The organism is Streptomyces sp. NPDC020884 (genome assembly GCF_044333935.1).
In the GTDB taxonomy this organism is placed as follows: domain Bacteria; phylum Actinomycetota; class Actinomycetes; order Streptomycetales; family Streptomycetaceae; genus Streptomyces.
Genome location: NZ_JBIRRY010000011.1, coordinates 138,904 through 163,677, shown reverse-complemented (window position 1 = coordinate 163,677; position 24,774 = coordinate 138,904). Strand labels below are relative to the sequence as shown.

Here is a 24,774-nt window from a genome sequence, read left to right as displayed (position 1 = left end):
CCCGACAGTGGGACCGACAAGAAAAACGAACGATCATTCTCTTTGGTGATCCGTCGCCCACGAATCGAGGCCCTCCATGCCCACCGCACCCAACCGCCGCGCGGTGGCGGTCATTGTGCTGATCCCGCTGATGGTGACGCTCTCCCTCTGGGCCTTCGCCTGGCCCGCCGCCCGGATCGCGCCGCGCGACCTCCCGGTCGGGGTGGCGGGCGCGGCGCCGGCCGCCCAGCAGCTGGAGCAGCGGTTCGAGCAGCGCGGCGGCGCCTTCGCGGTGCACCGCTTCGAGGACGAGGCCGCCGCCCGGACCGCCGTCGAGGACCGGGTCGTATACGGAGCGGTCGTCCTCACACCCCGGGGGCCGCACCTGCTCACCGCCTCGGCGGCGAGCCCCGTCGTCTCCCAGCTGCTGCGCGAGGCCGTGACCGCGTCCGTCCCGCAGGACACCCCGGTCCAGGTCACCGACGTGGTCGCCGCGCCGCCCGGGGATCCCCGCGGCAGCGCACTCGGCGCGAGCGTTCTGCCCCTGGCCCTGGCGGGCATGGCGGCCGGAGCCGTCGTGACCCTCCTGGGCCTGCGCGGGGCGCGGGGCGCGGTGACCCTGATCGGGGCGGCCGCCCTGGTGGGCCTCGCCGCCACGGCCGTGGCGCACAGCTGGCTCGGCGTGGTCACGGGCGACTGGTGGACGGAGGCGGGGGTGCTCGCGCTCACCGTGCTGGCCATCGGTTCGGCGGTGGCGGGGCTCGGCGCCCTGTTCGGGCCGCGCGGCATCGGCGTCGGCGCGCTGCTGATGGTCCTGCTGGGCAACTCCTTCTCCGGCGTCACCAGCGCCCCGGAGCTGCTGCCCGAGCCCGTCGGGGCGATCGGCCAGTGGCTCCCGCCGGGCGCGGGCGGTTCACTGCTGCGCTCGGTCGCCTTCTTCGACGGCAGCGCGGCGGGCGGCGCCGTACTGACGCTCTCGCTGTGGTCGGTGTTCGGCCTGGCGGCGGTGCTGCTCGCCCGCCGCGCACCGGCACCGGCCGCGCCGGCCGAGCCCGTCGGGGAGCCGGCCCTCGCCGGCTGAGCGCCGGAGCCGCACGAACCGGGCCGGGTGGCCTTCCTACGGGAGGGGCACCCGGCTTCGCGCTGTCCCGGGGCGGTCGGGCGTCAGACGTCCCGGTCGTCGTGGGGGCGGTGCTCGGCGGCGATGCCGAACCTGCGCCGTTCGCCCTGAGCGGATGGCGCGGAGCCGATCGAGGAGACCGAGCTGATCACCTGCTCCTCGGCGGCGGCTTCCTCCGCTTCAAGCCTTTGCAGGTCAGCGGCGGAAACCAGCGCGATGAGCGGCTTGCCGTGCCGCGTCACCACGACGCGTTCACCGCCGTAGACAACGCGGTTGATCAGTTCCGCCAGCTCCGCCCGTGCTTGCGTCACCGGAATCTCGTAGGCCATAGTCACCATCATAACCTTCTGTACGTCCTGTACATTTTTTACGGATGGACGGACGGCAGACGGATGGTCAGCTCCAGAAGAGAGGCACGCCATGATCCGCCCCGCCGCCCGCTACGTACTGCCCGCGTTCACCGAGCGCACCGCGACCGGAACCCGGACGATGGACCCGTACTCCAAGCTGCTGTCCGAGCGGATCGTCTTTCTCGGGACCCCGATCGACGACACGGCCGCGAGCGACCTCATCGCCCAGTTCATGTATCTGGAGCACGCCGATCCGGACCGGTCGCTCTCGCTCTACATCAACTCCCCCGGCGGCACGTTCCAGGCGATGGCGGCGGTCTACGACACGATGCAGTTCCTGACCTGCGAGGTGGAGACCTTCTGCCTGGGGCAGGCGGGCTCCTATGCGGCGGCCCTGCTGGCGGCCGGGGCGAAGGGACGCCGACATGCGCTGCCCGGCGCGCGGGTAGTCATCCAGCAGCCCGCACTGGAGGAGCCGATGCGGGGCCAGCCGTCCGACCTGGAGATCCACGCGCGCGAACTGATGCGCACCCGCGAGATGTTCGCGGCCATGCTGGTCCGGCACACGGGCCGGACCGCGGAGCAGGTCACCGCCGACATCGAGCGCGACACCATCCTCGACGCGAAGGCCGCCCTCGCCTACGGGCTGGTCGACCACGTCATGGAGAACCGCTGACCGTCCCGCCCGCCGTACGACGCGAGGTGAATCGCCGATGGAGCCACCCGACTTCCCGCCCCTGCCCGCACTGACCCGCGCCGAGGGCGAGTTCGTCGACTGCTATCTGGCCGTGCTCGACCAGGTGGGCCGGATCAACCCGGCCCACGGCAGCGACACCTACAGCGCACTGCGGGCCGCCCAGGCCCTGGCCTCCCGGGCGGCGGCGCTGCGCGACGCCCTGGCCCTGATGCACGAGCGCGGCGAGTCGCGGATCCACGCCGCCACCCTGGCGCGGGCCCTGCGGGTGCTGGACGGGGAGCGCCGGGCGGGCCGGGTCGCGATGCCGCCGCCCGTGAACTGACCGGCTCGGCGCGCGGGGAGCGCCATACGGGAGCGGGCCGGTCGGTCCCGCGCACGACACGCCCGGTCCCGCGACCGGTTTCCCTCGCTCGTTCGGCGTAGGCGATCACCCGCGCGAGCGACGGCTCAACTTGCGTTCGACGCCCGCGCCGTACTCGAAATGTGCCCTTTCGTCGCTGGTACGAGGGTGTGCGCCCGGCTCGTCGGCGGGCGCGAATCCGACCTGTCCACCTGAATGGATCAGTGGTGAGGAGACTCACAAACCATCGTTTCAACTCGGAAATCCGGCACCGAGTGAGTCAAGATCCCTGGGACGACAAGCCCCCGCCACCGCGGCGGGGCGGTCCGGGCGGACGCCGAGTCCTGCCGCCGCCCGGATGACTGGTCGACAGAAGTGGATCGGCAGGAGTGGAGGACCCGAGCACAACGGGCCGACCGGGAGACCGGGAAGCCCTCGGGGTGAAGCCGCGACGCGGCCGGGCAACTTCGCCAGCCCGAACCCGACAGGTCATCCTTCACAGGCGGCTGACGAAGGGTTGCGCATGTCTGCGCAGGTTCATGTCCCGTCTCTGTTCGCCCGGGTCGGCACGGCCTCGGTGCTCACCCTGGCCGTGACGTCCACGATGCTGGCGCCCGGCCTGGTGAGCGACGCCGAGGCCGCCACCCACTCGACGAAGGCCCTGAAGGTGGCCGCGTCGAAGAAGGGGGCTCCGTACAAGTACGGCGCATCCGGCCCCAGTCGCTTCGACTGTTCGGGGCTGACGCTGTACTCGTTCAAGAAGGCCGGGAAGAAGCTTCCCCGCACGGCACAGCAGCAGTACAACAAGACCCGTCACATCGCGAAGTCGCAGCGCAAACGCGGGGATCTGGTCTTCTTCCATTCCGGGCGCAGCGTCTACCACGTGGGCATCTACGCCGGGGCCGGGAAGATCTGGCACTCCCCCAAATCGGGGGATGTGGTGCGACTGGCGAAAATCTGGTCCAAGGGCGTCTGGTACGGAAGGGTCCGCTGACCCACCGACCGGACGCTTTTTCCTTGCGGGCGGCCCAACCTCTTGCTCACGGGCGGCCCGGCCTCCTCCGGGACCGCCCGTGACGGCGCTGCCGCGCTGACGGCGTCCTCAGCGCAGCAGCGGGCCGGTCACCAGCGCCACCCCCAGACCGGTGAGCGCCACACCGCTGCCGCCCTCGATGGCGCGGGCGGTACGCGGTCGGCGCAACCACCGGCCCAGCCGGTCCACGAGCAGGGCGACGGCCGGGAACCAGATCAGCGCCAGCACCACCACGACGGCCGCGAGCAACAGGGTCCGGGGCAGCGGGGGCTGCCCGTGGGGCACGAACTGGGGCAGCAGGCTGAGGAAGAGGACCGGGGCCTTCGGGTTGAGCGCGTTCGTCAGGAACCCCTGGCGCAGGGCGCGTCCGGGCCGCTGCCCCGGCTCGCCGTCCGGCGCGTCGGAGGGCGTACCGGATCGGTCCGGTGCGGGCCCGCGGCGGATCGCGTACAGCGCGCTGATCCCGAGGTAGAGCACGTACGCGCCGCCGAGCAGCTGGACGGTGCGGAAGAGCACCGGCATGGTCACCAGCACCGCGGCGAGTCCGGCGACCGCGAGCGCGGTGTGCACCAGCAGCCCTCCGGCGACGCCGAGCGCGCTGGCCAGCCCGGCGGTGCGCGAGGCCAGGGCGTTGCGGACGACGACGGTGAAGTCGGCGCCGGGCAGCGCGACCATGCCGGCGGCGACCCCGGTGAAGGCGATCAGTTGTGCGTCCATGAGGTCCAGCCTGGACCTGCGGAGCCTTTAGCGTGTACTTGCAATCTTCTGGGTCTGCCTAAAGGAACGCTTTCATGTACGACCCGACACGGCTCGCGGCCCTGGTGGCGGTCGCGGAGGCCGGATCGATCACCCGGGCCGCCGCCCGCCTGGGCTACACCGCGCCCGCGCTCTCCCAGCAGCTGGCCAAACTGGAGCGGGAGGCCGGGGCGGCGCTGCTGGTGCGCCACCATCGCGGGGCGCGGCTGACGGCGGCGGGCGAGCTGCTGGCGGGCCGGGCCCGGCGGATCCTGGACGAACTGGACCAGGCCCGGCACGAGCTGGCGCGGCTGGCCGGGCTCTCGGGCGGCAGGCTGCGGGTGGGGACGTTCACGACGGCCGGGATCCATCTGCTGCCGCCGGTCCTGAGCGCGTTCCGGCGGGCCCATCCGGAGGTCGAGCTGGCCGTCGCCGAGTACGAGCCGCCCGGCGGGGTCGCCGCGGTGGTGGCGGGCGAGGTGGACCTCGCCCTGACCCACGCCTACGAACCGGCGGCCGCCGGGCCCCCGCCGGTGGGCGTTCTGGTGGAACCCCTCCTGGTCGAGGAACTGGTGCTGGTCACCTCGGTGGGCCACCGGCTCTCCGAGGGCACCGGGCGGCTCGCGGTCACCGAGCTGGCCGGGCGGCCGCTGATCAGCAGCGCGCCCACGCATCCGCCCCGGCGCGGGGTCGAGAACGCGCTCGCCGAGGCCGGGGCGACCCCGGCGGTGATCTGCGAGTCGCCCGGGTACGCACTGGTGTGCGCGCTGGTCAGTGCGGGGCTCGGGGTGGCGGTGGTGCCGGAGATGGTCGCCTCGATGGCGGCCGCCCCGCTGTCGGTCCGGCGGCTGGAGCCCGCGTCGTTCCGCCGGACCATCTCGGTCGTGCACCGGGGCGACCGGTCGACCGCCGCGGCCGCGACGCTGCTGGCGCTGCTGCGCGGCGGATTCGGCCGCGGAGGCACGGCCCCGGCGAACCGGCCGCAGGCGGGCTGATCCGCCCGGACCGGTCCGCCCCGGCCGGTCGAGCCCCGGCGATCAGCCCTGGACCGGCACGACCCACGGGAGGGCGATCCAGACCGTCTTGCCGCCCTCGGCGGTCGGGGTGACCTGGAGCCGCCCGCCGCGCTCCTTGGCCAGCGCCCGGATGATGACCATGCCGCGCCCGTTGTCCTGCCGCACGGCGGCGGGCAGTCGTTGGGGCCAGCGGGGGTGACTGTCCGTGACGCCGAGGTACAGTTCCTCGTCGCGTTCGAGGCGCAGGTCCACGGTGAAGGTGGGCGACTGGCCGAACGTGTGCTGGACGGCGTTGGTGGCCAGCTCCGAGATGATCAGCCGGATTATGTCGGCGAACTCGGTGTCGTCGGGCAGGCCCCATTGGGCGAGGGTCCTGGCGACATATCTGCGGGCCGAGGAGACCGAGACCGGATCGCTCGGCAGAGTGACGGTTGCTTCCTGATGGTCTGCCATGGCGACGCCGTCCCTTTCCCGCCCCGGCCGACCGGTGGTCGGCCGGGATTGTGCTTCGCGCCAGATTGCCATTGATGAAGCTCCCTGTGACGACGTTCGGCCAAGATATGCATATATCTGTCGCTCGAAACGGTGAATTCGGGACCCGTACGGCGTGGACGGACGGCACACTGACCCCTCTGCGGGCCGACCCCGGTGACGGACCGGTCCTTCCCGACAGCAGAAGGAGACCGGCATGCCGCACGGCCCCGTCGTCCGGCGGCGCAAGCTGGGTGAGGAGCTGCGGAGCCTGCGCCACGCCTCCGGGCTGACCAGCAGGGAGGCGGCGCGGCTGCTCGGCTGGCACCAGTCGAAGGTGAGCCGTGTCGAGACGGGCGCGAGCGGGGTGACGCCCGCCGACGTGTCGCGGCTGCTGGACGTCTACGCGGTGCGCGACACCCAGTTGCGGTCCCTGCTCGAGGTCCTCGCGGGGTCGGCGGGCGGTGGCGGTTCGGGCTGGTGGCATGCCTACCGGGGGCTGATCCCCCCGCAGTACCGCGACTTCATCAGTCTGGAGTCGCAGGCCAGTACGGTCCGGACCCTGGAGACCTCGGTGGTGCCGGGGCTGCTCCAGACGGCGGGATACGCGCGGGCGGTGACCCGTGCCTCGCTGGACGGGTTACCCGACGGCCGGCTCGAGGACCTGGTCGAGGTCCGGCTGACCCGCCAGCGGGTGCTGCGCGCCAGTCCGCCACTGCGCTTCACCGCCGTGCTGGACGAGGCGGTGCTCCATCGCGCGGTGGGCGGACCGGAGGTGATGCGGGATCAGTTGCAGCATCTCCGGCAGGTGTCTCAACTACCGCATGTGCAACTGCAGTTGCTGCCGTTCTCGGTCGGCGGCTACGTCGGGCTCACCTCTCCTTTCGTTATCTTCTCCTTTCCGAACATTTCCGATCTGGATGTGGTCGTTCTTGACCACTTGACGAGTAGCCTCTATCTGGAGCGGAAAGAAGACCTCGAGGCGTACAGCTCGGCCTTCCGTACCTTGCAGGCGCACGCGCTGTCGCCCGAGCGCTCGCTGGACCTCATCACCGCGATCAGCCGCAGCTAGGGGGCCCACCATGTCCGACCGTCCCGTACCGCCCGTCGCACCTCCGCAGCCGTCCGTGACCCCGTCCGCTCCGCGGTGGCGGCGCAGCAGCCGCTCCACCGGGATGAACAACTGTGTGGAGACCGCGCTGCTCGGCGGCGCGCTCCTCGCCGTGCGCGACACGAAGGACGTGGACCGGCCGCCGCTGCACTTCTCGGCGACGGCCTGGAGCACCTTCGTGAGCGGTCTCCTCCCGTACGGACCCGCCCCGCGCCGGATCAGCTGACCGGAGCGTCCGCCTGCCGGGGAGCGGTGGCGACGATCGTGGCCACCGCGGTCGCGATCTGCTCCTCGGTCAGGTCGGCCCGCGCGGTCAGCCGCAGCCGGGAAATGCCGTCCGGCACCGACGGCGGGCGGAAGCAGCCGACCGCCATTCCGGCCGCACGGCAGTCGGCCGCCCAGCGCACTGCCGCGTCCGCCGATGGCGCCCGGACGGAGACGACGGCAGCGTCGGGCCGGACCGCGGTCAGTCCGGCGGCGGTGAGCCGTCCGTACAGCGCGGCGGCCACCTCCCGGGCGCGGGCCGCCCGTTCGGGCTCCCGGCGCAGCACCCCGAGCGCGCCGAGCGCGCCGCCGGCCGCCGCCGGGGCGAGTCCGGTGTCGAAGATGAAGGTGCGGGCCGTGTTGACCAGGTGGTCGATGACCCGGGCGGGCCCCAGGACCGCTCCGCCCTGGCTGCCCAGGGACTTGGACAGGGTGAGCGTGGCCACGATGCCCTCGCGGCCCGCCAGGCCGGCGGCGGCGAGCGCGCCGCGGCCGCCGTCGCCCAGGACGCCGAGGCCGTGGGCGTCGTCGACCAGCAGGGCGGCGTCGGCGGACCGGCAGACCTCGGCCAGTGCGGTGAGCGGGGCGGCGTCGCCGTCGACGGAGAAGACCGAGTCGGTGACGGCGAGGGCCCGGCCGTCGTGCGCCCGGAGCTCCTTGGCGACCGCGTCCGGGTCGGCGTGGGGAACGACGGAGGTCGCGGCGCGGGAGAGCCGGCAGCCGTCCACGATCGAGGCGTGGTTGCCCGCGTCGGAGACGATGAGGGAGCCGCGCCCGGACAGCGCGGTCAGTGCGGCGAGGTTGGCCGCGTAGCCGGAGGAGAGCACGAGGGCCGCCTCGAAGCCGCAGAACGCGGCGAGGTCCCGTTCGAGTTCGGCGTGCAGGGCGGTGGATCCGGTGACCAGCCGGGACCCCGTCGCCCCCGCCCCCCAGCGTTCGGCGGCGGCGGCCGCGGCGGCGGTGACCTCCGGGTGCCGGGTGAGCCCCAGGTAGTCGTTGCTCGCGAGGTCCAGCAGTTCCGGCTCGGCGCCGCGCGGACGCAGGGTGCGTACGAGTCCGGCGGCGGCCCGGCCGCGGGCCTCGGCGTCGATCCAGTCGAACGGGGCGAAGGACATGGGGCGGTCCCTTGGGTAGGCGGGGCCCTCGGCGGGCGGCTCCGCGCGGACGGTCCGGCCTGGACGGTCCCTTTGTAGGCAGCCAACAGACCCTAGCCGGGTGCGCAGCAGGTCAGGGTGTGGCAATACACACACCCTCGCCCGGGTCTCCTGTCTGGTTCCTCCTTGGCTGAAGACGGTGCGGTAAGCCAGGATCATCTTTCATGGACCTGCTGAACACGCTGGTGGACAAGGGGCTGCGGCGCGAACTGCCGACCCGTGAAGAAGCGCTCGCCGTACTGGCGACCTCCGACGACGAGCTGCTCGACGTGGTGGCCGCCGCCGGGAAGGTGCGCCGTCAGTGGTTCGGGCGGCGCGTGAAGCTCAACTATCTGGTCAACCTGAAGTCGGGGCTCTGCCCCGAGGACTGCTCCTACTGCTCGCAGCGGCTCGGTTCGAAGGCCGGGATCCTCAAGTACACCTGGCTGAAGCCGGACGAGGCGTCCAGGGCCGCCGCCGCCGGGGTGGCGGGCGGCGCCAAGCGGGTCTGCCTGGTGGCGAGCGGGCGCGGCCCGACGGACCGGGACGTCGAGCGGGTCACCAGGACCATCGAGGCGATCAAGGAGGAGAACGAGGGCGTCGAGGTCTGCGCCTGCCTGGGTCTCCTCTCCGACGGCCAGGCCGACCGGCTGCGTTCGGCGGGCGCCGACGCGTACAACCACAACCTCAACACCTCCGAGGAGACGTACGGGGCGATCACCACCACGCACACGTACGCGGACCGGGTGGAGACCGTGCAGCAGGCCCAGGCCGCCGGGCTCTCGGCCTGTTCCGGGCTGATCGCCGGGATGGGCGAGAGCGACAAGGACCTGGTCGACGTCGTGTTCGCGCTGCGGGACCTGGACCCGGACTCGGTGCCGGTGAACTTCCTGATCCCGTTCGAGGGAACGCCGCTCGCCAAGGAGTGGAACCTCACCCCGCAGCGCTGCCTGCGCATTCTGGCGATGGTCCGGTTCGTCTGCCCCGACGTCGAGGTGCGGCTCGCGGGGGGCCGCGAGGTGCACCTGCGCTCCCTGCAGCCGCTGGCGCTGCACCTGGTGAACTCCATCTTCCTGGGCGACTACCTGACGAGCGAGGGCCAGGCGGGTCAGACCGACCTGGACATGATCGCGGACGCCGGTTTCGAGGTGGAGGGCGCGGGCACGACCACGCTGCCGCGCCACCGGGCCGATGCGCCGGCCGGCGGCTGCGGTACGTCGGCGGAGCCGGCCGGGTGCGGAACGCAGGAGTCCACCGGCTGCGGTTCGCACGCGGGCGGCGGCTGCGGGCCGTGCGGCGGCCACGGGGAGCAGGAACCCGCGGACGCCGGGGAGAGCGTGCCGGCCTCGCGTGCGGAGGCGAACGGCGCGGCGCGCACGGACCTGGTGGCGGTCCGCCGTCGCGGCGCGGGAACGGACCTCGCGCCCAATGCCTGAGCCGCACCCCACCGGGTCCGCCGAGCACCGTGGACCCGCGGCGCCGAAACCGTACGCGCCCGACGAGCTGCGGGCGCTGGACCGCGCGCACGTCTGGCATCCGTACGGTCCGATGCCCGGCCGCCAGGAGCCGCTGATCGTGGAGTCGGCCTCCGGGGTACGGCTCCGGCTCGCCGAACCCGTCGAGGGGCAGCGCGAGTTGGTGGACGGCATGTCCTCCTGGTGGTCGGCGGTGCACGGCTACAACCACCCGGTCCTCAACGAGGCCGCACGCGGCCAGTTGGACCGGATGAGCCATGTGATGTTCGGCGGGCTCACCCATGAGCCCGCCGTCCGGCTGGCGACCCGGCTGGTGGAGATCACCCCCGGGCCGCTCCAGCACGTCTTCCTCGCCGACTCGGGGTCCGTCTCCGTGGAGGTCGCGGTCAAGATGTGCCTGCAGTTCTGGCGTTCGGCCGGGCGTCCGGCCAAGCGGCGGCTGCTGACCTGGCGCGGCGGATACCACGGGGACACCTGGCAGCCGATGTCCGTGTGCGACCCGGAGGGCGGGATGCACGAGCTGTGGTCGGGCTCGCTGCCCCGCCAGGTCTTCGCCGACGCCCCGCCGGACGGCTTCGACGCGGAGCCGGACCCCGCCTACGTGACGCACCTGCGGGAGCTGATCGCCGCGCACGCCGACGAACTCGCGGCGGTCATCGTGGAACCGGTGGTGCAGGGGGCCGGCGGGATGCGGTTCCACTCCCCCGCCTATCTGCGGGTGCTGCGCGAGGCGTGCGACGCGCACGACGTCCTGCTGGTCCTCGACGAGATCGCGACCGGGTTCGGACGTACGGGCAAGCTGTTCGCCGCCGGACACGCCGGGATCTCGCCGGATGTCATGTGCGTCGGCAAGGCCCTGACCGGCGGCTATCTCACGATGGCGGCGACGCTGTGCACCACCCGGGTGGCCGAGGGCATCTCCAGCGGCGAGGTGCCGGTGCTGGCGCACGGGCCGACGTTCATGGGCAATCCGCTGGCCGCTTCGGTGGCCTCGGCCTCCGTGGACCTGCTGCTCGGGCAGGACTGGGAGAGCGAGGTGGCCCGGATCGGCGCGGGCCTGCGCTCCGGGCTCGCCCCCGCCTCGGACATCGCCGGGGTCGTGGACGTACGCGTCCTGGGCGCGATCGGGGTCGTCCAGCTCGGTCACGAGGTGGACATGGCGGCGGCGACCCGGGCGGCCGTGCGCGAGGGCGTGTGGCTGCGGCCGTTCCGCGACCTCGTCTACACGATGCCGCCGTACGTCACGGGCGACGAGGACGTGGCACGGATCTGCCGGGCCGTGTGCGCCGCGGCACGGGAGGGCTGAGCCGATATGTCGATGATTCTGGTGGTGTCCGGTACGGGCACGGAGATCGGCAAGACCGTGGTGACCGCCGCCGTGGCGGCCACCGCGCGAGGCGGCCGGGTCGCGGTGCTCAAGCCCGCGCAGACCGGGCTCGCCCCCGGGGAGCCGGGCGACGCGGCGGAGGTGGTCCGGCTGGCGGGCAGCCATGTCACCGCTGTCGAACTGGCCCGCTTCCCCGAGCCGTTGGCCCCGGCCACGGCCGCCCGGCGGGCGGGGCTCGCGGCGGTGCGGCCGTTCGAGGTCGCCGAGGCGGCGGAGAAGCTGGCCACCGAACACGATCTGGTGCTGGTGGAGGGGGCGGGCGGGCTCCTCGTGCGGTTCGACGACGAGGGCGGCACCCTCGCGGACGCGGCCCGGCTGCTGTCCGCGCCGGTGCTGGTGGTGGCCCCCGCGGGTCTGGGCACGCTGAACGCCACCGCCCTGACCGCCGAGGCGCTGCGGAGCCGGGGGCTGGACTGTCGGGGCGTCGTGATCGGCAGCATGCCCGCCGACCCGGACCTGGCCGCCCGGTGCAACATCGAGGACCTGCCGGTGGCGGCCGGTGCGCCGCTGCTGGGCGCGGTGCCGGCCGGCGCGGGCTCGCTGCCGGGCGCCGAGTTCGCGGCTCGGGCGTCGAGTTGGCTCGCACCGGAACTCGGCGGGACCTGGACCACACACTGATCGGCAGGACGCCCCCAGGGGGCGCACGGGGCGGCCGGACAGCTCCCGCGGGGATTCCCTGCGGGGCGATCGGGGGGAGAATCGTTGAGGAGCGTCACGTCCACTCCTCGACGGAGGTCGTCATGCAGCTGCGCAGCAGGAAGCTCCCCCGGGACGCCGTGCACCACCCGGTCTTCGCCCGCTTCTACGCACGGATGAGCGTGACCGCCGACCTGAAGGGCGGCATCGCCGCGTACCGCGAGGAGCTGCTGTCGGGGCTCTCCGGCCGGGTCATCGAGGTCGGTGCGGGCAACGGGCTGAATTTCGCCCACTACCCCGGCGCCGTGTCGGAGGTCGTGGCACTGGAGCCGGAACGCTCGCTGCGGCAGCTCGCCGCCCGGTCCGCCCTGCGCGCCGAGGTGCCGGTGGACGTCGTGCCGGGGGCGGCGGAGGCGCTGCCGGTGAAGAGCGAGGCCTTCGACGGGGCGGTGGCGTCCCTGGTCCTGTGCACCGTACGGGATCTGCCCCGAGCGCTCGCCGAGATCAGGCGGGTCCTGCGGCCCGGCGGCGAACTGCGGTTCTTCGAGCACGGGGCGGCGCAGGGCCGGGCGCTGGCCACCGCGCAGCGAGCGGCCGACCTGACGCTGTGGCCGCTGCTCTTCGGCGGCTGTCACACGGCCCGGGACCCGCTGGCCGCGATCGAGGCGGCGGGCTTCGAGATGGGCGCCTACCGCAGGCTGCGGATTCCGGAGAAGGGCCTGCAGATGCCTTCCTCCCCCTGCGTCCTGGGCGTGGCCCGCAAGCCGTTCACCGAGGACTGAGCCGGCGGCCCGCCCGCTGCCGGCCGGGGCGCAGGGCCGGGGGGCTCGGGACGCGGGGTCTCAGACGCTCCACTGCCGCAGCTCGTCGGCGATGGCCCGCACGTCCGCCTTGCCCTGCTTCACCAGCAGCGCCAGGTCGCGGACCTGCTCGGGCGAGGTGATGACCTTGAGCCCGGAGGCGACGAGGTAGCCGTAGGCGACGGCCGAGGCGAACATCGCGTTGGAGCGTTCGAGCGCGGGCACATGCAGCAGCAACTGCAACAGGGCGGCCGCCCGGGTGTGCGGGTCGCTGTAGACGGCGCTGCCGAAGATCTCCGCGTCGTGCCGGGCGACGGCGGCGACGAGCGCGCCCCAGTCGACGACCTGCGGGTCTCCGGGGGTCTTGTGCTCGGCGACCATCAGCAGCCAGGAGAGGTCGATCCGCAGGTTCAACGGGTGCCTTCGCGCTCCGGGCCGAACTCCTCGGCGAACACCGACTCGTACTGCTTCATGAAGTCGGCCGCGGCCTCGACGAAGGTGTGTCCCACCTCGCCCGCGTCCTGCTGGACGAGTTCTTCTATGTAGCGGTTCACACTCATCCCCCTCTGCAGCGCGCGCTGCCGCGCGGCCTCGGCGGTGGCCTCTTCGACGCGAACGTTCAGCTGGGTCTTGGGCACCCGACCACGCTAGCGCGGCCGTGCTAGCACCGGCAAGGGGAGCGTGCGGTGCCCCGTACACCCATCCGCCCGGGGCGGGGCGCGTGCGGGGTGCGACCGGAGGGTGAAAGGCGGTCGACGTGCCGGTACGGCGGATGGTGGGATGGCCGCCATGAACGATCTTTCGCTACGGGCCGCGACCGCCGCCGACCTGGACGAGGTCCTCGCCTTCTGGAAGGCGGCCGCCGAGGGCACCAGCATCAGCGACGACGGCGACGGGGTCGCACGCCTGGTGGAACGGGACCCCGACGCCCTGATCCTCGCGGAGCGGGGCGGGGAGCTGGTGGGCACCGTGATCGCGGGCTTCGACGGCTGGCGTTGTCATCTCTACCGGCTCGCGGTCCACCCGGACCAGCGGCGCAGGGGCGTGGGCAGCGCCCTCCTCGCGGCGGCGGAGGAGCGGTTCACCGCCCTGGGCGGGCGGCGGGCCGACGCCATGGTGCTCGACCGCAACGAGTCGGCCCACCACGCCTGGCACGCCGCGGGTTACGGGCCCCAGCCGCGGTGGAGCCGATGGGTGAAGCACCTGACGGGCTGAGGTGTGGGCGGAGCACCGGTGCGGTACGTCGGGTATTCCCGCGGTGGGACGGGGCGCGGCCGGGCAGACGCCTACGATGATGCCCCTCCGTCACCCCCTGTCGAAAGGTGTGAGCGTCCGTCCATGGGCGAGCCTCCCCGTAGCCGATTTCGCCGACGCCGCGCGGTCCCCGCACCCCTGCCCGATCATGGGACGGAGGTGAACCGATGATCGAAGTGCTTCTGCTGCTCGTCGCCCTGCTGCTCTGCGTCGCCTGTGGCGCGTTCGTCGCGGCGGAGTTCTCCCTGACCACCGTGGAGCGCGGCGAACTCGAACGGGCCGTCGAGCGCGGTGACCGGGGCGCCGCGAGCGCGCTGAAGGCCGTCCGGAGCCTCACCTTCCAGCTCTCGGGCGCCCAGCTCGGCATCACCGTCACCAATCTGGTGATCGGCATGCTCTCCGAACCGTCCATCGCCAAGCTGATCCGGGGCCCCGTCGAGGCGGCGGGCCTGCCTCCCGCCGCGGCGTCCACCGTGGCGCTCGTGATCGGTACGGCGCTGTCCACGGTGGTCCTGATGGTGGTCGGCGAACTGGTCCCGAAGAACTGGGCGATCTCCTCCCCGCTGGCCGTGGCCAAGGCGGTGGCCACCCCGCAACGGGGCTTCACCGCGCTGTTCCGGCCCTTCATCAGCCACCTGAACAACACGGCCAACCGGATCGTGCGCCGCTTCGGTCTGGAACCGACCGAGGAGCTGGCCTCCGCCCGCAGCCCGCAGGAGCTGGTGGCGCTGGCCCGGCACTCCGCGAAGGAGGGGGCGCTGGAGGCGGACACCGCCGAGCTCTTCGTCCGCACCCTGAACCTCTCGGAGCTGACCGCGGAGAACGTGATGACACCGCGGGTCCAGGTGACCGCGCTGGACCTGCACGCGACGGCCGAGGACGTCGCCAACGCCACGCGGGCGACCGGCCTGTCCCGCTTTCCGGTCTACCGGGGCAGCCTGGACACCGTGGTGGGCGTGGCCCACATCAAGGACGTGCTGGCGATCCCCGCCGACCGGCGGCCCCGCACCCGCGTCTCGGAACTGCTGCGCGAGCCCCTTCTCGTACCGGAGACGCTCACCGTGGACCGGCTGCTGGACCGGCTGTCCGGACGGCTCGCGATGGCCGTGGTGATCGACGAGTACGGCGGGACGGCCGGGGTCGCGACGCTGGAGGACATCGTGGAGGAGGTCGTCGGCGAGGTGCGGGACGAGCACGATCCGCACGAGACGCCCGACCTCGCCGCCGCCGGTGAGGACGCCGACGGCCGGACCCTGTGGTCGGCCGACGGGGCGGCCCGCACCGACCAGCTGCGCAGAATCGGTCTGCGGGTGCCGGACGGGCCCTACGAGACCCTCGCGGGGCTGATCGCCGCCGAGATCGGGCGGATCCCGACGGTGGACGACAGCGTCGAACTGGAGGGATGGCGGATCGACGTGGTGGACGCCTCGGGCCGTCGCGCCGCGCGGGCGCTGCTGCACGCCCCGCTGCCGGGGTCCGGGCACGGGACGGAGGACGCCCAGTGATCGTTCTCCAGCTCTTCATCGGTCTGCTGACCCTCGTGGCCAACGCCTTCTTCGTGGGCGCCGAATTCGCCCTGATCTCCGTACGTCGCAGCCAGATCGAACCGGAGGCCGAGTCCGGCAACCGGCGGGCCCGCAGCGTCCTGTGGGGTCTGGAGCACGTCTCCGCCCTGCTCGCCGCCGCCCAGCTCGGCATCACGCTCTGCACCCTGGTGCTGGGCATCGTCGCCGAACCGGCCATCGCGCATCTGCTGGAGCCGGTCTTCGACGCGGTGGGGGTGCCGCACGGGCTGGTCCACCCGCTGTCGTTCGTCATCGCGCTGGGCGTGGCGACCTATCTGCACATGCTGCTGGGCGAGATGGTCCCGAAGAACATCGCGCTGGCCGAACCGGCGCGCAGCGCCCTGCTCCTGGGTCCGCCGCTGGTCGCGATGGCCCGTGGGCTGCGTCCGGTGATCTTCACGATCAACGCGTTCGCCAACACCCTGCTCAAGCTGTTGCGGGTGGAAACGAAGGACGAGGTCTCCGCGACGTTCTCGGACGACGAGCTGGCCCGGCTGGTCCAGGACGCCGGGGACGCCGGACTGGTCGACGACCGCTCCGCGCAACGGCTCCACCACGCCCTGGAGCTGGGCCGCCGGCCCGTGCGGGACGTGGTGATGCCGGTCGACCGGGTGCTGTACGCCAGGGTCGGCACCACTCCGGAGGAGCTGGAGCGGCTCTCGTCCGAGTCCGGGTTCTCCCGCTTCCCGGTCATGGACAGCGAGCAGCGCATCCTCGGCTACCTCCATGTGAAGGACGCCCTGGACGCGACCCCCCGCGACGTCCCCTTCCCGGTGACGGCGATGCGCCCGATCGCCCGCGTCCGGGCAGAGACTCCGCTGGACGACGTGCTCACCGCCCTGCGGCGCAGCCGGACCCACCTGGCGGCCGTCCTCGACGGGGACGACCGGCTGGCCGGCCTGGTCACGATGGAGGACGTACTGCGCGAACTCGTCGGGCGACCGCAGTCCCGCTGACCTGCTGCCCCGCTCGACGGGCGGGGCAGCGGGCCCTCGCGGTAGGATCACCGGGCCATGAAATTGAATGCCTCATACACCAGTCTCGTCGCGGTCGGCGACTCGTTCACCGAGGGCATGTCAGACCTGCTCGCCGACGGCACGTACCGGGGCTGGGCCGACGTCCTCGCCTCCCGGCTGGCGGCCCGGTCCGCCGGTTCCGCGTCGGCCGGTCCCGCGTCGGCGGGGTCCGCGTCGGCCGGTTCCACGACTCCCGGTTCCGCGGCTCCCGGTTTCCGGTACGCCAATCTCGCCGTACGCGGCAAGCTCATCGGCCAGATCGTCGACGAGCAGGTGGGGGCGGCGGCCGCGCTCCGGGCCGATGTGGTCACGCTCGTCGGCGGGCTCAACGACACCCTGCGCCCCAAGTGCGACATGGGCATGGTCAAGGGGCGGCTGGAAGAGGCCGTGGAACGCCTGGCCCCGTCCTGCGGACGACTCGTCCTGATGCGCAGCCCCGCCCGCAACGGGCCGGTGCTGGAGCGGTTCCGCCCCCGCATGGAGGAGCTGTTCACCCTGATCGACGACCTGGCCGCCCGGCACGGGGCCGACGTGGTCGATCTCTACAGCGCAGCGTCGCTCAGCGACCCCCGGAGCTGGGACGTGGACCGGCTGCACCTGACCGCCGAGGGTCACCGGCGCGTCGCCGAGGCTGTCTGGCAGACGCTGGGGCTTCCGGCCGAGCTCGACTGGCGTACGCCGGTCCCCGCGACCGCGCCGCCGCGCTGGGCGTCCCGGCGGACCGAGGACATCCGCTTCGCCCGCCGCCACCTGGCCCCCTGGATCGGGCGACGGCTCACCGGCCGGTCCTCCGGCGACGGGCGCTCGGGCGCGCAGTTCGACGCCACGACGGGGCGGGCCTTCTGGATCACGCCCGCGAACGCCGAATCCCCCGGCCCGGTGGCGGGATGGCGACGCGACGCCTCCTGCGACCTCACCCCTTCGTAGCAAGCCACAAACCGGGGCCCGGCGCTGGCCTGCACAAACCGCCAGTAGAATCTTTTTTCGTGACTGCTGTGTCTGCGAAGCCTCGCATCCCCAATGTCCTGGCCGGCCGCTACGCCTCCACGGAGCTGGCCGTCCTCTGGTCCCCCGAGCAGAAGGTGAAGCTGGAGCGTCAGCTGTGGCTGGCGGTGCTGCGCGCTCAGAAGGACCTCGGGATCGAGGTGCCCGATGCGGCGCTGAGCGACTACGAGCGAGTGCTGGACCAGGTGGACCTGGCCTCGATCGCCGAGCGCGAGAAGATCACCCGGCATGACGTGAAGGCCCGGATCGAGGAGTTCAACGCTCTCGCCGGTCATGAGCAGGTCCACAAGGGCATGACCTCCCGGGACCTGACGGAGAACGTCGAACAGCTGCAGATCCGCCTCTCGCTGGAGCTGATGCGCGACCGCACCGTGGCCGTGCTGGCCCGGCTCGGCAAGCTCGCGGCGGAGTACCGCGAGCTCGTCCTCGCCGGACGCTCGCACAATGTCGCCGCGCAGGCGACGACGCTGGGCAAGCGCTTCGCGACCGCGGCCGACGAGCTGCTGGTGGCCCACGGCCGCCTGGAGGACCTTCTCTCCCGCTACCCGCTGCGGGGGATCAAGGGCCCGGTCGGCACCGCCCAGGACATGCTGGACCTGCTGGGCGGCGACGCGGGCAAGCTGGCCGACCTGGAGCAGCGCATCGCCGGGCACCTGGGCTTCGCCGAGGCGTTCACCTCGGTCGGTCAGGTCTACCCCCGATCGCTCGACTACGACGTGGTCACCGCGCTGGTGCAGCTCGCAGCGGCGCCCTCCTCGGTGGCGAAGACCATCCGGCTGATGGCCGGGCACGAGCTGGTGACCGAGGGCTTCAAGCCCGGCCAGGTCGGCTCCTCCGCGATGCCGCACAAGATGAACACGCGCTCCTGCGAGCGGGTGAACGGCCTGATGGTGATCCTGCGCGGCTACGCCTCGATGACCGGCGAGCTGGCGGGCGATCAGTGGAACGAGGGCGACGTGTCCTGTTCCGTGGTCCGCCGAGTGGCGCTCCCGGACGCGTTCTTCGCGTTCGACGGCCTCCTGGAGACCTTCCTGACGGTGCTGGACGAGTTCGGCGCGTTCCCCGCGGTCGTCGCGCGCGAGCTGGACCGCTACCTTCCGTTCCTGGCCACCACCAAGGTCCTGATGGGCGCCGTACGCGCCGGGGTGGGCCGCGAGGTGGCGCACGAGGCGATCAAGGAGCACGCGGTCGCCTCCGCCCTCGCGATGCGCGAACAGGGCGCCGAGCGCAACGAGCTGCTCGACAAGCTCGCCGCGGACGAGCGGATCCCGCTGGACCGCGCCCAGTTGGACGAGCTGATGGCCGACAAGCTCTCGTTCACCGGCGCCGCGGGCGACCAGGTCTCGTCGCTGGTGGCCCGGATCGAGGAGATCACCAAGCAGCACCCCGAGGCTGCGAGCTACACCCCCGGCTCGATCCTGTGACCGGCGCCGCCCTCACCGTATGACCCCCGAAGAGCTGAGCGCCGCCCGTGACCGCATCGTCCCCGATGTGGCCGCGGGCGGTCTGCGCGTGCTGTTCTGCGGCATCAACCCGAGCCTGATGACCGGGGCGACGGGCCATCATTTCGCCCACCCCGGGAACCGGTTCTGGCCGGTCCTGCACCGCTCGGGGTTCACGCCCCGGCAGCTGCACCCCTCGGAGCAGGCCGAGTTGCTCGGTCTCGGGCTCGGCATCACCAACGTGGTGGCACGGGCCACGGCCCGTGCCGACGAGCTCGGCGCGGACGAGTTCCGGGAGGGCGGGGCCGTTCTGACGGCGAAGGTCGAGCGCCTGGCACCGCAGTGGCTCGCGGTGGTCGGCATCACGGCCTACCGCACCGCCTTCGGGGAGCCCCGGGCCCGCATCGGCCCCCAGGACCGCACGATCGGGGGCGCCCGTGTGTGGGCTCTCCCCAACCCCAGTGGCCTCAACGCCCACTGGACGGTCGGGACCATGGCCGAGGAGTACGGCCGCCTCCGGGCCGCCGTCCTCTCCCGGCCCCCGGCCGACGGGTCCCCCGCCCGCCCCACCTCGGCCGACTGATCCCCTCGGGCCGGTCCAGGGCCCCGGGCCGCCGGCCGGATTTCCGCGCTCCGGGGTGACCCAGGTTGCGGCTCGATACCGGCTTCCCTCGCTGGTCGCAGGGGTCCGGGCCAGCGAGTACGATCCGGCAGACATGCGCACGAGCTGGGAGGACACACCGTGGGCCGGCTGACCGGTGGGGACCCGTCGCTGTTGCGGCGGATCAATTCCGCGGTAGTGCTGCACGCCCTCAAGGGGGCCGGCGCGCCGACGCTGACGGACCTGACGCGGATCACGGGTCTGTCCCGGCCCACGGTCGAGGGGGTCGTCGAGGGCCTCTTCGAAGCGGGTCTCGTGGTCGAGGCCCTGCCCGACGAGAGCGAGGCACGGCGCCAGGGGCGTCCTGCCCGGAGGTTCCGTTTCCGGGCCGAGGCCGGGCACCTCCTCGGGGTGGAGATCGGCCCGCACCGGGTGTCGGCGCTCATCTCGGGGCTCGACGGACGGATCGTCGGGGCGGGCTCCCGCGCGGTGTCGGAGACCGCCTGTGCGGATGACCGGCTCGATCAGGTACGGGCTGTCATCGCGGATGTGCTGCGCCGTACCGGGGTGGCCCGGAGCAGCCTGCGCGCGGTCGGCGTGGGCAGTCCCGGGATCGTGGAGGCCGACGGCACCGTCCGGCTGGGGACGGCGTTGCCGGACTGGACCGGTCTCGCGCTCGGGGAGCGGCTGCGCCGCTCCTTCCGCTGCCCCGTGCTCGTCGAGAACGACGCCAACGCCGCCGCGGTGGCCGAGCACTGGAAGGGCGCGGCCACCGAGTCCGATGACGTCGTCTTCGTACTGGCGGGACTGAGCCCAGGAGCGGGCTCCCTGATCGGCGGGCGGCTGCACCGGGGGTTCGGCGGGGCAGCCGGGGAGATCGGCGCTCTGCACCTGCTGGGCAGGGACGTGACGCCGGAGCATCTGCTCTCGACGACGGACACTCCGCTGGACCCGCTGGACGAGCATGCGGTGGCCGCGGTGTTCGCCAAGGCCCGGGAGGGCGATGCGGGGGCCCAGGCGGCGGTCGAGCGGTTCCTCCAGCGGCTGGTGCACGATGTGGCGGCGCTGGTGCTGGCGCTCGACCCGGAGCTGGTCGTGGTCGGTGGCTGGGCCGCCGGACTGGACGGGGTGCTGGAGCCCCTCCGCAGGGAGCTCGCCCGCTACTGCCTGCGCCCGCCGCGGGTGACCCTGTCGCTGCTCGGAGAGGCCGCCGTCGCGACGGGGGCGCTGCGGCTCGCCCTGGACCATGTCGAGGAGGAGCTGTTCGCCGTCGAGGGAGCCGTGACAACCCGCCGCTGAACACGCGCCCGCCGCGTCCCGAGGACCGGAGTCCTCGAAACGCGGCGGGCGTGGGCCGGAGGCGTTCAGGAAGCCTGGCGCTCCGGCTGTTCGTCGTGGCTGATCTCCAGCGCGCCGGAGTCCCCGAAGGTGAGCCGGCAGGTGTCCGCGCGGTAGGTGGCGACGGACACGGCCGCCGTGCCGTCCGCGGTGAAGTAGCGGGTGGTGACGACCAGGACGGGGGCGCCGGGGAGGCGGTCCAGCTCCTTGGCGTCGTCCGCCCGCGCGGAGCCGAGCTCCACGGAGCGGTCCTGACCCTCCAGGCCGAGCCGGTGCAGCTCGCGCAGCACGCTCCGGGCGCGGACGGGGCCGGACGGGGCCTCGATGGCGGAGAGGTCGGGCACCGAGGAGGCGGGGATGTAGAGGAGCTCCGCGGCCACCGCCTGCCCCTGGGTGTCACGGATCCGGCGCACCACGTGCACCGGGTCGGCGGGGTCCGTGCCGAGCATGACGGCCACCGCTGCCGGGACCTTGCCCATGGTGCTGTCGATCGGCTGCCAGGCCTCGCCGCTGACGCCGCCGGTCCATTCGTGCTGGGCGGTGGAGACGGCGATACCCACGCGCGGCGGGGCGACGGTCGTCCCGACACCACGGCGGCGCTGGAGCCTGCCTTCGAGTTCGAGCTGCTCCAGGGCCTGTCGGAGCGTGGCGCGCGCGACACCGAACCGCGCCGCGAGGTCCCGCTCGTTGGGCAGGATCTCCCCCACCGCAAAGTCCGAGTCGAGTGCCTCACTGAGCACGGTCTTGAGGTGCCAGTACTTCGGCTCCTGTACCGATTCCAGCTGCGTGGTCCCCACCCTGTCCTCCGCAATCACCCAGCGTCTTATTCCGCGACGTTATTTATTAAAGGTTCCTGTCTTAAGTGCAGACCCTAGGACGGCATACCCCCTTGGTCAAGACCAATCCTTATTCCGTAACGGAACGAAACGGAACTCTGGCGCAGAGCGTTCACACGACGTTCGCGGTCCCGTGAGGCGCGCGCAGCACAAAGCCCCGGCATCCGGGCGGATGACGGGGCTTTGACCAGGCTTTCGACGAACCCGTCGTACGGTGGTGGCGGCAGTGACCGGTGATGCCCTTGGCTAAGCGACGGACAATCCAGATAGCTTGTCCGGATTGCGAATGATATAGGCGCATTGAATAACACCTTGGCCGACTTCGATCTGGAAGACGGCATCGGGCCTGCCCCCGACGAAGTAGACGGCGGCGGGTCCGCCGTTGACCTCCACGACGCGGATCTCCCCGTCCGGGCCGAGGTCCCGCGCCACCGCGAAGAGGAAGCGGCCGACCTTGTCGGCGGTCTCGATGATCCGCCGCGGCGCCTTCGCCTTGCCCCCGCTGTCGCTGACGAGCCGGACGTCGGGGGCCAGCAGTGCGAGCAGTTGCTCGATGCCGCCCCCGGAGGCGGCGGCGAGGAAGCGCTCGGTGAGGTCGCGCCGCTCGGCCGGGTCCACGTCGTAGCGCGGCTTGCGCTCCTCCACATGCCGCCTGGCGCGGCCGGCGAGCTGCCGGACGGCCGCCTCGGTGCGGTCCAGGGCGGTGGCGATCTCGGCGTACGGGAATCCGAAGGCCTCACGGAGCACGAACACCGCGCGCTCCAGCGGCGAGAGCGACTCGAGGACGACCAGCACGGCGAACGAGACGGAATCGGCGAGAACGGCGCGTTCCGCGGTGTCGGGCAGGGTGGGGCCGAAGTCCGTGACCACCGGCTCCGGCAGCCAGGGCCCCGTGTACGACTCGCGGCGCGACTGGAGGTGCCGGAGCCGGTCGATGGCGAGCCGGGTGGTGATCCGCACCAGGAAGGCGCGCGGCTCGCGGATGTCCTCGCGCGCCGCCGCCGACCACCTCAGCCACGCTTCCTGGACCACGTCCTCGGCGTCGGCGATGCGGCCGAGCATCCGATAGGCGACACCGGTGAGCACGGGCCGGTGTTCTTCGAAGAGCTCGGTGACGACATCGGTGGTCATCGCTCCATCCCAGCCCACGGGCCACCTGCTGTCCAGCGCGAATCGCCGGACCCCTTGAACTACAAGCTACCCGACGGTAATTGTTGTTGACGAGATGTCTACCCACTCCAGGGAGCAGCAGTATGACCACCACGGTCTCCTTCACCGTCGCCACCGCCGAGGGCCCCCGCCCGGTCTCGGTCGCGTACGAACGGACCGGCTCCGGCGCGCCGTTGCTGCTCCTGCACGGCATCGGGCACCACCTGAGGGCCTGGGACCCGGTGACACGGATCCTGGCCGCCGAGCGTGAGGTGATCGCCGTCGACCTGCCCGGCTTCGGCGCATCGCCCGCACTGCCGGACGGAGTTGCCTACGATCTCGCGACGGTCGGCCCGGTGCTCGGAGCCTTCTGTGCCGAACTCGGCCTGGACCGCCCCCATGTGGCCGGGAACTCGCTGGGCGGCCTGCTCGCGCTGGAGCTGGGCCGCACCGAGCTGGCGCGGTCGGTGACCGCGCTGTCCCCGGCGGGCTTCTGGACCGAGGCGGAACGGCGCTACGCCTTCGGCACCCTGCGGACGATGCGGCGGAGCGCACTGGCCCTGCCGGTGCCGCTGATCGAACGTCTCTCGCGCAGCGCGGCCGGGCGGACGGCCCTCACCAGCACCATCTACGCCCGGCCCGGGAGGCGTTCGCCGGAGGCCGTCGTCGCCGAGACGCTCGCCCTGCGCGGAGCGACCGGCTTCCACCGGACGCTGGAGGTCGGCCGGGGCGCGTTCTTCGGCGATGACGTGAAGGGCATCCCCGTCACCGTCGCCTGGGGCACCCGCGACCGGATCCTGCTGCGCAGGCAGGGGGTCCGCGCCAAGCGGGTGATCCCCGACGCCCGACTGGTGCGGCTGCCCGGCTGCGGGCACGTTCCGATGAACGACGACCCGGCGCTCGTGGCCCGCGTCATCCTGGACACCAGCCGCTGAGCCCCCTCGGACGGTGGCCTCGGTCGGTTACGGGCGGTCTCGCGAGGACCGGCACCGTTACGGAGTCGGAGTCGGAGTCGGAGCCGAAGCCGGAGTCGAATTCGGCGTCGGCGTCGGCGCCGACATCGGCATCCGCTTCCCACCGGAGCGCCGCGCTCCGGCCCCCGTCCGTCGGCCCACGACGCCGGAGCCGTACGCCACACCCGCGCCGACCAGAAGGCTTCCCGCGCCCTGCGCCAGGCCGTACGTCCCGGCGCCGACCAGCGGTGCGGTCAGGGCGGCGGACACCGGGATCAGGCCGGAGAAGAGCGTGGCGCGTTCGGCTCCGATGCGCTGGATCCCGCTGTACCAGCAGACGAATCCGATCACGGTGACGACGACGGCCTGCCACAGCAGGGCAGTCGCCTCGCCGCCCGTCGGGACCCGCAGGAACGAGCCGCCGTCCATCAGCAGACCGAGCAGCGCCGACTCGACGGCCGCGACGCCGCAGACCGTCGCGGACAGCAGCTTCGGGCCGAGCGGCCGCAGCACCGGAACGGCGATGACCGCGAAGCCCACCTCACCCGCGAGCGCGCCCACCGAGAAGAGGATGCCGGCCAGGTCGGTGCGGCCCCATCCCTGAACGGCGAACGCCCCGACGGCGACGAGTCCGGCCGCGTACAAGGTGACGCGCGAGGGGCGGCGGCCGTCCAGGAGCGGGACGAGTACGCCGACCACGATCGGCGCACAGCCCACGAAGACCCCCGGAACGGCCGGCTCCGCCGACTGTTCGGCCGCCAGGACCGCCAAGTTGAAGCCGACCATGCCCACGGCGGCGAGCAGGGCGATCCGCCCCCACTGGCGGCGGGTGAGACCCCGGAGCCGGGCCGTCGCGGAGTCCGGGTCACACCGCAGGAGCGGGACGAGCAGGAGCGCGGCGAGACCGTAGCGGAGGGCCTGGCCGCCCGCGTACGGGTAGTCGCCGAGGACGCTGTTGGCCGTGAAGGATGCCCCCACCAGCACGCACGCGAGGGCCGCGAGGAGGGCCCCGCGCAGAGAGGTTGCGTTCATGGGGCCGACGCTAGGGTCGGCGAAGGACCGGTTTAA

General features: G+C 72.7%; 28 protein-coding genes and 1 riboswitch. Of the genes, 19 read left to right on the top strand and 9 right to left on the bottom strand.

All coding sequences use genetic code 11. The annotated features are described in order from the left end of the window. Positions 1-76: 76 nt before the first annotated feature. Positions 77-1,060 carry an ABC transporter permease gene (locus ACH4UK_RS30575; RefSeq protein ID WP_398361476.1) on the top strand — a complete coding sequence of 328 codons (984 nt, stop codon included), beginning with the start codon at positions 77-79 and terminating at the stop codon, positions 1,058-1,060. 83 nt (positions 1,061-1,143) lie between these two features. On the opposite strand, the gene ACH4UK_RS30570 is transcribed toward ACH4UK_RS30575, so the two are convergent. After that, entirely contained in the window at positions 1,144-1,428 is a 285-nt protein-coding gene (locus tag ACH4UK_RS30570; RefSeq protein ID WP_398361474.1) for a type II toxin-antitoxin system Phd/YefM family antitoxin, read from the bottom strand. 91 nt (positions 1,429-1,519) lie between these two features. Here ACH4UK_RS30570 and ACH4UK_RS30565 point away from each other — a divergent pair, with 91 nt between their 5' ends. From ACH4UK_RS30565 to ACH4UK_RS30555, 3 genes are all read left to right on the top strand, one after another. Next, a complete protein-coding gene (locus tag ACH4UK_RS30565) occupies positions 1,520-2,125 on the top strand; it encodes an ATP-dependent Clp protease proteolytic subunit (protein ID WP_398361472.1) in 606 nt (201 codons plus the stop codon). A gap of 37 nt (positions 2,126-2,162) precedes the next feature. Further along, on the top strand, positions 2,163-2,468 hold the full coding sequence (locus ACH4UK_RS30560; protein WP_007453675.1) for a hypothetical protein: 306 nt from the start codon (positions 2,163-2,165) through the stop codon (positions 2,466-2,468). Between the two features lie 375 nt (positions 2,469-2,843). Next, positions 2,844-3,006, top strand: a riboswitch (cyclic di-AMP (ydaO/yuaA leader). A gap of 3 nt (positions 3,007-3,009) precedes the next feature. Then, positions 3,010-3,480, top strand: a complete 471-nt coding sequence (locus ACH4UK_RS30555) for a C40 family peptidase (protein ID WP_398361470.1) — start codon at positions 3,010-3,012, stop codon at positions 3,478-3,480. Positions 3,481-3,588: 108 nt separating this feature from the next. Here ACH4UK_RS30555 and ACH4UK_RS30550 read toward each other — a convergent pair whose 3' ends face one another. After that, a complete protein-coding gene (locus ACH4UK_RS30550; RefSeq protein ID WP_398361468.1) occupies positions 3,589-4,236 on the bottom strand; it encodes a LysE family translocator in 648 nt (215 codons plus the stop codon). 74 nt (positions 4,237-4,310) lie between these two features. Between ACH4UK_RS30550 and ACH4UK_RS30545 the strand changes: the two genes are divergently transcribed. Then, the gene (locus ACH4UK_RS30545) at positions 4,311-5,249 is read left to right on the top strand and encodes a LysR family transcriptional regulator (RefSeq protein ID WP_398361466.1); all 939 of its coding nucleotides are present in this window, start codon (positions 4,311-4,313) and stop codon (positions 5,247-5,249) included. Positions 5,250-5,291: 42 nt separating this feature from the next. Here ACH4UK_RS30545 and ACH4UK_RS30540 read toward each other — a convergent pair whose 3' ends face one another. Then, the gene (locus ACH4UK_RS30540; RefSeq protein ID WP_398361464.1) at positions 5,292-5,723 is read right to left on the bottom strand and encodes an ATP-binding protein; all 432 of its coding nucleotides are present in this window, start codon (positions 5,721-5,723) and stop codon (positions 5,292-5,294) included. 235 nt (positions 5,724-5,958) lie between these two features. On the opposite strand from ACH4UK_RS30540, the gene ACH4UK_RS30535 reads away from it, so the two are divergent. Both ACH4UK_RS30535 and ACH4UK_RS30530 read left to right on the top strand, forming a co-directional pair. Beyond that, complete coding sequence (locus ACH4UK_RS30535; protein ID WP_398361462.1) at positions 5,959-6,813, top strand: helix-turn-helix domain-containing protein; 855 nt, start codon at positions 5,959-5,961, stop codon at positions 6,811-6,813. Positions 6,814-6,823: 10 nt separating this feature from the next. Continuing rightward, positions 6,824-7,078, top strand: coding sequence for a DUF397 domain-containing protein (locus ACH4UK_RS30530; RefSeq protein ID WP_398361460.1), 255 nt, complete (start codon positions 6,824-6,826; stop codon positions 7,076-7,078). Here ACH4UK_RS30530 and ACH4UK_RS30525 read toward each other — a convergent pair. Next, entirely contained in the window at positions 7,071-8,231 is a 1,161-nt protein-coding gene (locus tag ACH4UK_RS30525; RefSeq protein WP_398361458.1) for an 8-amino-7-oxononanoate synthase, read from the bottom strand. The genes ACH4UK_RS30530 and ACH4UK_RS30525 overlap by 8 nt on opposite strands. Before the next feature lie 203 nt (positions 8,232-8,434). On the opposite strand from ACH4UK_RS30525, the gene bioB reads away from it, so the two are divergent. The 4 genes from bioB to ACH4UK_RS30505 all read left to right on the top strand — a co-directional run bounded on the left by bioB (position 8,435) and on the right by ACH4UK_RS30505 (position 12,529). Beyond that, entirely contained in the window at positions 8,435-9,685 is a 1,251-nt protein-coding gene (gene bioB / locus ACH4UK_RS30520) for a biotin synthase BioB (RefSeq protein WP_398361456.1), read from the top strand. Beyond that, complete coding sequence (locus ACH4UK_RS30515; protein WP_398361454.1) at positions 9,678-11,030, top strand: adenosylmethionine--8-amino-7-oxononanoate transaminase; 1,353 nt, start codon at positions 9,678-9,680, stop codon at positions 11,028-11,030. Before bioB ends, ACH4UK_RS30515 begins: the two co-directional genes overlap by 8 nt. A 6-nt stretch (positions 11,031-11,036) precedes the next feature. Then, on the top strand, positions 11,037-11,729 hold the full coding sequence (gene bioD / locus ACH4UK_RS30510; protein ID WP_398361452.1) for a dethiobiotin synthase: 693 nt from the start codon (positions 11,037-11,039) through the stop codon (positions 11,727-11,729). Positions 11,730-11,851: 122 nt separating this feature from the next. Next, a complete protein-coding gene (locus tag ACH4UK_RS30505; protein WP_398361450.1) occupies positions 11,852-12,529 on the top strand; it encodes a class I SAM-dependent methyltransferase in 678 nt (225 codons plus the stop codon). A 60-nt stretch (positions 12,530-12,589) separates the two neighbouring features. On the opposite strand, the gene ACH4UK_RS30500 is transcribed toward ACH4UK_RS30505, so the two are convergent. Together ACH4UK_RS30500 and ACH4UK_RS30495 are read right to left on the bottom strand one after the other, a co-directional pair. After that, positions 12,590-12,961, bottom strand: coding sequence for a fic family toxin-antitoxin system, toxin component (locus ACH4UK_RS30500; protein WP_398361448.1), 372 nt, complete (start codon positions 12,959-12,961; stop codon positions 12,590-12,592). Further along, on the bottom strand, positions 12,958-13,185 hold the full coding sequence (locus ACH4UK_RS30495; RefSeq protein ID WP_030582192.1) for a hypothetical protein: 228 nt from the start codon (positions 13,183-13,185) through the stop codon (positions 12,958-12,960). The genes ACH4UK_RS30500 and ACH4UK_RS30495 overlap by 4 nt, the downstream gene beginning before the upstream one ends. A 142-nt stretch (positions 13,186-13,327) precedes the next feature. Between ACH4UK_RS30495 and ACH4UK_RS30490 the strand changes: the two genes are divergently transcribed. The 7 genes from ACH4UK_RS30490 to ACH4UK_RS30460 all read left to right on the top strand — a co-directional run bounded on the left by ACH4UK_RS30490 (position 13,328) and on the right by ACH4UK_RS30460 (position 20,729). Then, positions 13,328-13,762 (top strand): GNAT family N-acetyltransferase, encoded by a 435-nt coding sequence (locus tag ACH4UK_RS30490; RefSeq protein WP_398361447.1) that lies wholly within the window; start codon positions 13,328-13,330, stop codon positions 13,760-13,762. Positions 13,763-13,968: 206 nt separating this feature from the next. Further along, complete coding sequence (locus tag ACH4UK_RS30485) at positions 13,969-15,306, top strand: hemolysin family protein (RefSeq protein WP_398361445.1); 1,338 nt, start codon at positions 13,969-13,971, stop codon at positions 15,304-15,306. After that, a complete protein-coding gene (locus tag ACH4UK_RS30480) occupies positions 15,303-16,322 on the top strand; it encodes a hemolysin family protein (protein ID WP_398361444.1) in 1,020 nt (339 codons plus the stop codon). The genes ACH4UK_RS30485 and ACH4UK_RS30480 overlap by 4 nt, the downstream gene beginning before the upstream one ends. Before the next feature lie 57 nt (positions 16,323-16,379). Next, a complete protein-coding gene (locus ACH4UK_RS30475) occupies positions 16,380-17,309 on the top strand; it encodes an SGNH/GDSL hydrolase family protein (RefSeq protein WP_398361442.1) in 930 nt (309 codons plus the stop codon). 59 nt (positions 17,310-17,368) lie between these two features. Continuing rightward, entirely contained in the window at positions 17,369-18,811 is a 1,443-nt protein-coding gene (purB, locus tag ACH4UK_RS30470; protein ID WP_398361440.1) for an adenylosuccinate lyase, read from the top strand. A gap of 19 nt (positions 18,812-18,830) precedes the next feature. Beyond that, a complete protein-coding gene (gene mug, locus ACH4UK_RS30465; RefSeq protein ID WP_398361439.1) occupies positions 18,831-19,412 on the top strand; it encodes a G/U mismatch-specific DNA glycosylase in 582 nt (193 codons plus the stop codon). A gap of 159 nt (positions 19,413-19,571) precedes the next feature. After that, positions 19,572-20,729, top strand: coding sequence for an ROK family transcriptional regulator (locus ACH4UK_RS30460; protein WP_398361437.1), 1,158 nt, complete (start codon positions 19,572-19,574; stop codon positions 20,727-20,729). 65 nt (positions 20,730-20,794) lie between these two features. Here the strand turns inward: ACH4UK_RS30460 and ACH4UK_RS30455 are convergent, their stop codons facing one another. Both ACH4UK_RS30455 and sigJ read right to left on the bottom strand, forming a co-directional pair. Continuing rightward, entirely contained in the window at positions 20,795-21,565 is a 771-nt protein-coding gene (locus tag ACH4UK_RS30455; protein ID WP_398361435.1) for a GntR family transcriptional regulator, read from the bottom strand. Positions 21,566-21,850: 285 nt separating this feature from the next. After that, positions 21,851-22,735, bottom strand: a complete 885-nt coding sequence (gene sigJ / locus ACH4UK_RS30450; protein WP_398361433.1) for an RNA polymerase sigma factor SigJ — start codon at positions 22,733-22,735, stop codon at positions 21,851-21,853. Between the two features lie 122 nt (positions 22,736-22,857). On the opposite strand from sigJ, the gene ACH4UK_RS30445 reads away from it, so the two are divergent. Continuing rightward, positions 22,858-23,688 (top strand): alpha/beta fold hydrolase, encoded by an 831-nt coding sequence (locus ACH4UK_RS30445; RefSeq protein ID WP_398361432.1) that lies wholly within the window; start codon positions 22,858-22,860, stop codon positions 23,686-23,688. A 57-nt stretch (positions 23,689-23,745) separates the two neighbouring features. Here ACH4UK_RS30445 and ACH4UK_RS30440 read toward each other — a convergent pair whose 3' ends face one another. Next, the gene (locus ACH4UK_RS30440; RefSeq protein ID WP_398361430.1) at positions 23,746-24,738 is read right to left on the bottom strand and encodes a DMT family transporter; all 993 of its coding nucleotides are present in this window, start codon (positions 24,736-24,738) and stop codon (positions 23,746-23,748) included. Positions 24,739-24,774: the final 36 nt, after the last annotated feature.

Bases quoted from the DNA above. Each gene is read 5' to 3' on its own strand.
- ACH4UK_RS30575 (WP_398361476.1), top strand. From the start codon at position 77: ATGCCCACCGCACCCAACCGCCGCGCGGTGGCGGTCATTGTGCTGATC.
- ACH4UK_RS30570 (WP_398361474.1), bottom strand. From the start codon at position 1,428: ATGGCCTACGAGATTCCGGTGACGCAAGCACGGGCGGAGCTGGCGGAA.
- ACH4UK_RS30565 (WP_398361472.1), top strand. From the start codon at position 1,520: ATGATCCGCCCCGCCGCCCGCTACGTACTGCCCGCGTTCACCGAGCGC.
- ACH4UK_RS30560 (WP_007453675.1), top strand. From the start codon at position 2,163: ATGGAGCCACCCGACTTCCCGCCCCTGCCCGCACTGACCCGCGCCGAG.
- ACH4UK_RS30555 (WP_398361470.1), top strand. From the start codon at position 3,010: ATGTCTGCGCAGGTTCATGTCCCGTCTCTGTTCGCCCGGGTCGGCACG.
- ACH4UK_RS30550 (WP_398361468.1), bottom strand. From the start codon at position 4,236: ATGGACGCACAACTGATCGCCTTCACCGGGGTCGCCGCCGGCATGGTC.
- ACH4UK_RS30545 (WP_398361466.1), top strand. From the start codon at position 4,311: ATGTACGACCCGACACGGCTCGCGGCCCTGGTGGCGGTCGCGGAGGCC.
- ACH4UK_RS30540 (WP_398361464.1), bottom strand. From the start codon at position 5,723: ATGGCAGACCATCAGGAAGCAACCGTCACTCTGCCGAGCGATCCGGTC.
- ACH4UK_RS30535 (WP_398361462.1), top strand. From the start codon at position 5,959: ATGCCGCACGGCCCCGTCGTCCGGCGGCGCAAGCTGGGTGAGGAGCTG.
- ACH4UK_RS30530 (WP_398361460.1), top strand. From the start codon at position 6,824: ATGTCCGACCGTCCCGTACCGCCCGTCGCACCTCCGCAGCCGTCCGTG.
- ACH4UK_RS30525 (WP_398361458.1), bottom strand. From the start codon at position 8,231: ATGTCCTTCGCCCCGTTCGACTGGATCGACGCCGAGGCCCGCGGCCGG.
- bioB (WP_398361456.1), top strand. From the start codon at position 8,435: ATGGACCTGCTGAACACGCTGGTGGACAAGGGGCTGCGGCGCGAACTG.
- ACH4UK_RS30515 (WP_398361454.1), top strand. From the start codon at position 9,678: ATGCCTGAGCCGCACCCCACCGGGTCCGCCGAGCACCGTGGACCCGCG.
- bioD (WP_398361452.1), top strand. From the start codon at position 11,037: ATGTCGATGATTCTGGTGGTGTCCGGTACGGGCACGGAGATCGGCAAG.
- ACH4UK_RS30505 (WP_398361450.1), top strand. From the start codon at position 11,852: ATGCAGCTGCGCAGCAGGAAGCTCCCCCGGGACGCCGTGCACCACCCG.
- ACH4UK_RS30490 (WP_398361447.1), top strand. From the start codon at position 13,328: ATGGCCGCCATGAACGATCTTTCGCTACGGGCCGCGACCGCCGCCGAC.
- ACH4UK_RS30485 (WP_398361445.1), top strand. From the start codon at position 13,969: ATGATCGAAGTGCTTCTGCTGCTCGTCGCCCTGCTGCTCTGCGTCGCC.
- ACH4UK_RS30475 (WP_398361442.1), top strand. From the start codon at position 16,380: ATGAAATTGAATGCCTCATACACCAGTCTCGTCGCGGTCGGCGACTCG.
- mug (WP_398361439.1), top strand. From the start codon at position 18,831: ATGACCCCCGAAGAGCTGAGCGCCGCCCGTGACCGCATCGTCCCCGAT.
- sigJ (WP_398361433.1), bottom strand. From the start codon at position 22,735: ATGACCACCGATGTCGTCACCGAGCTCTTCGAAGAACACCGGCCCGTG.
- ACH4UK_RS30445 (WP_398361432.1), top strand. From the start codon at position 22,858: ATGACCACCACGGTCTCCTTCACCGTCGCCACCGCCGAGGGCCCCCGC.
- ACH4UK_RS30440 (WP_398361430.1), bottom strand. From the start codon at position 24,738: ATGAACGCAACCTCTCTGCGCGGGGCCCTCCTCGCGGCCCTCGCGTGC.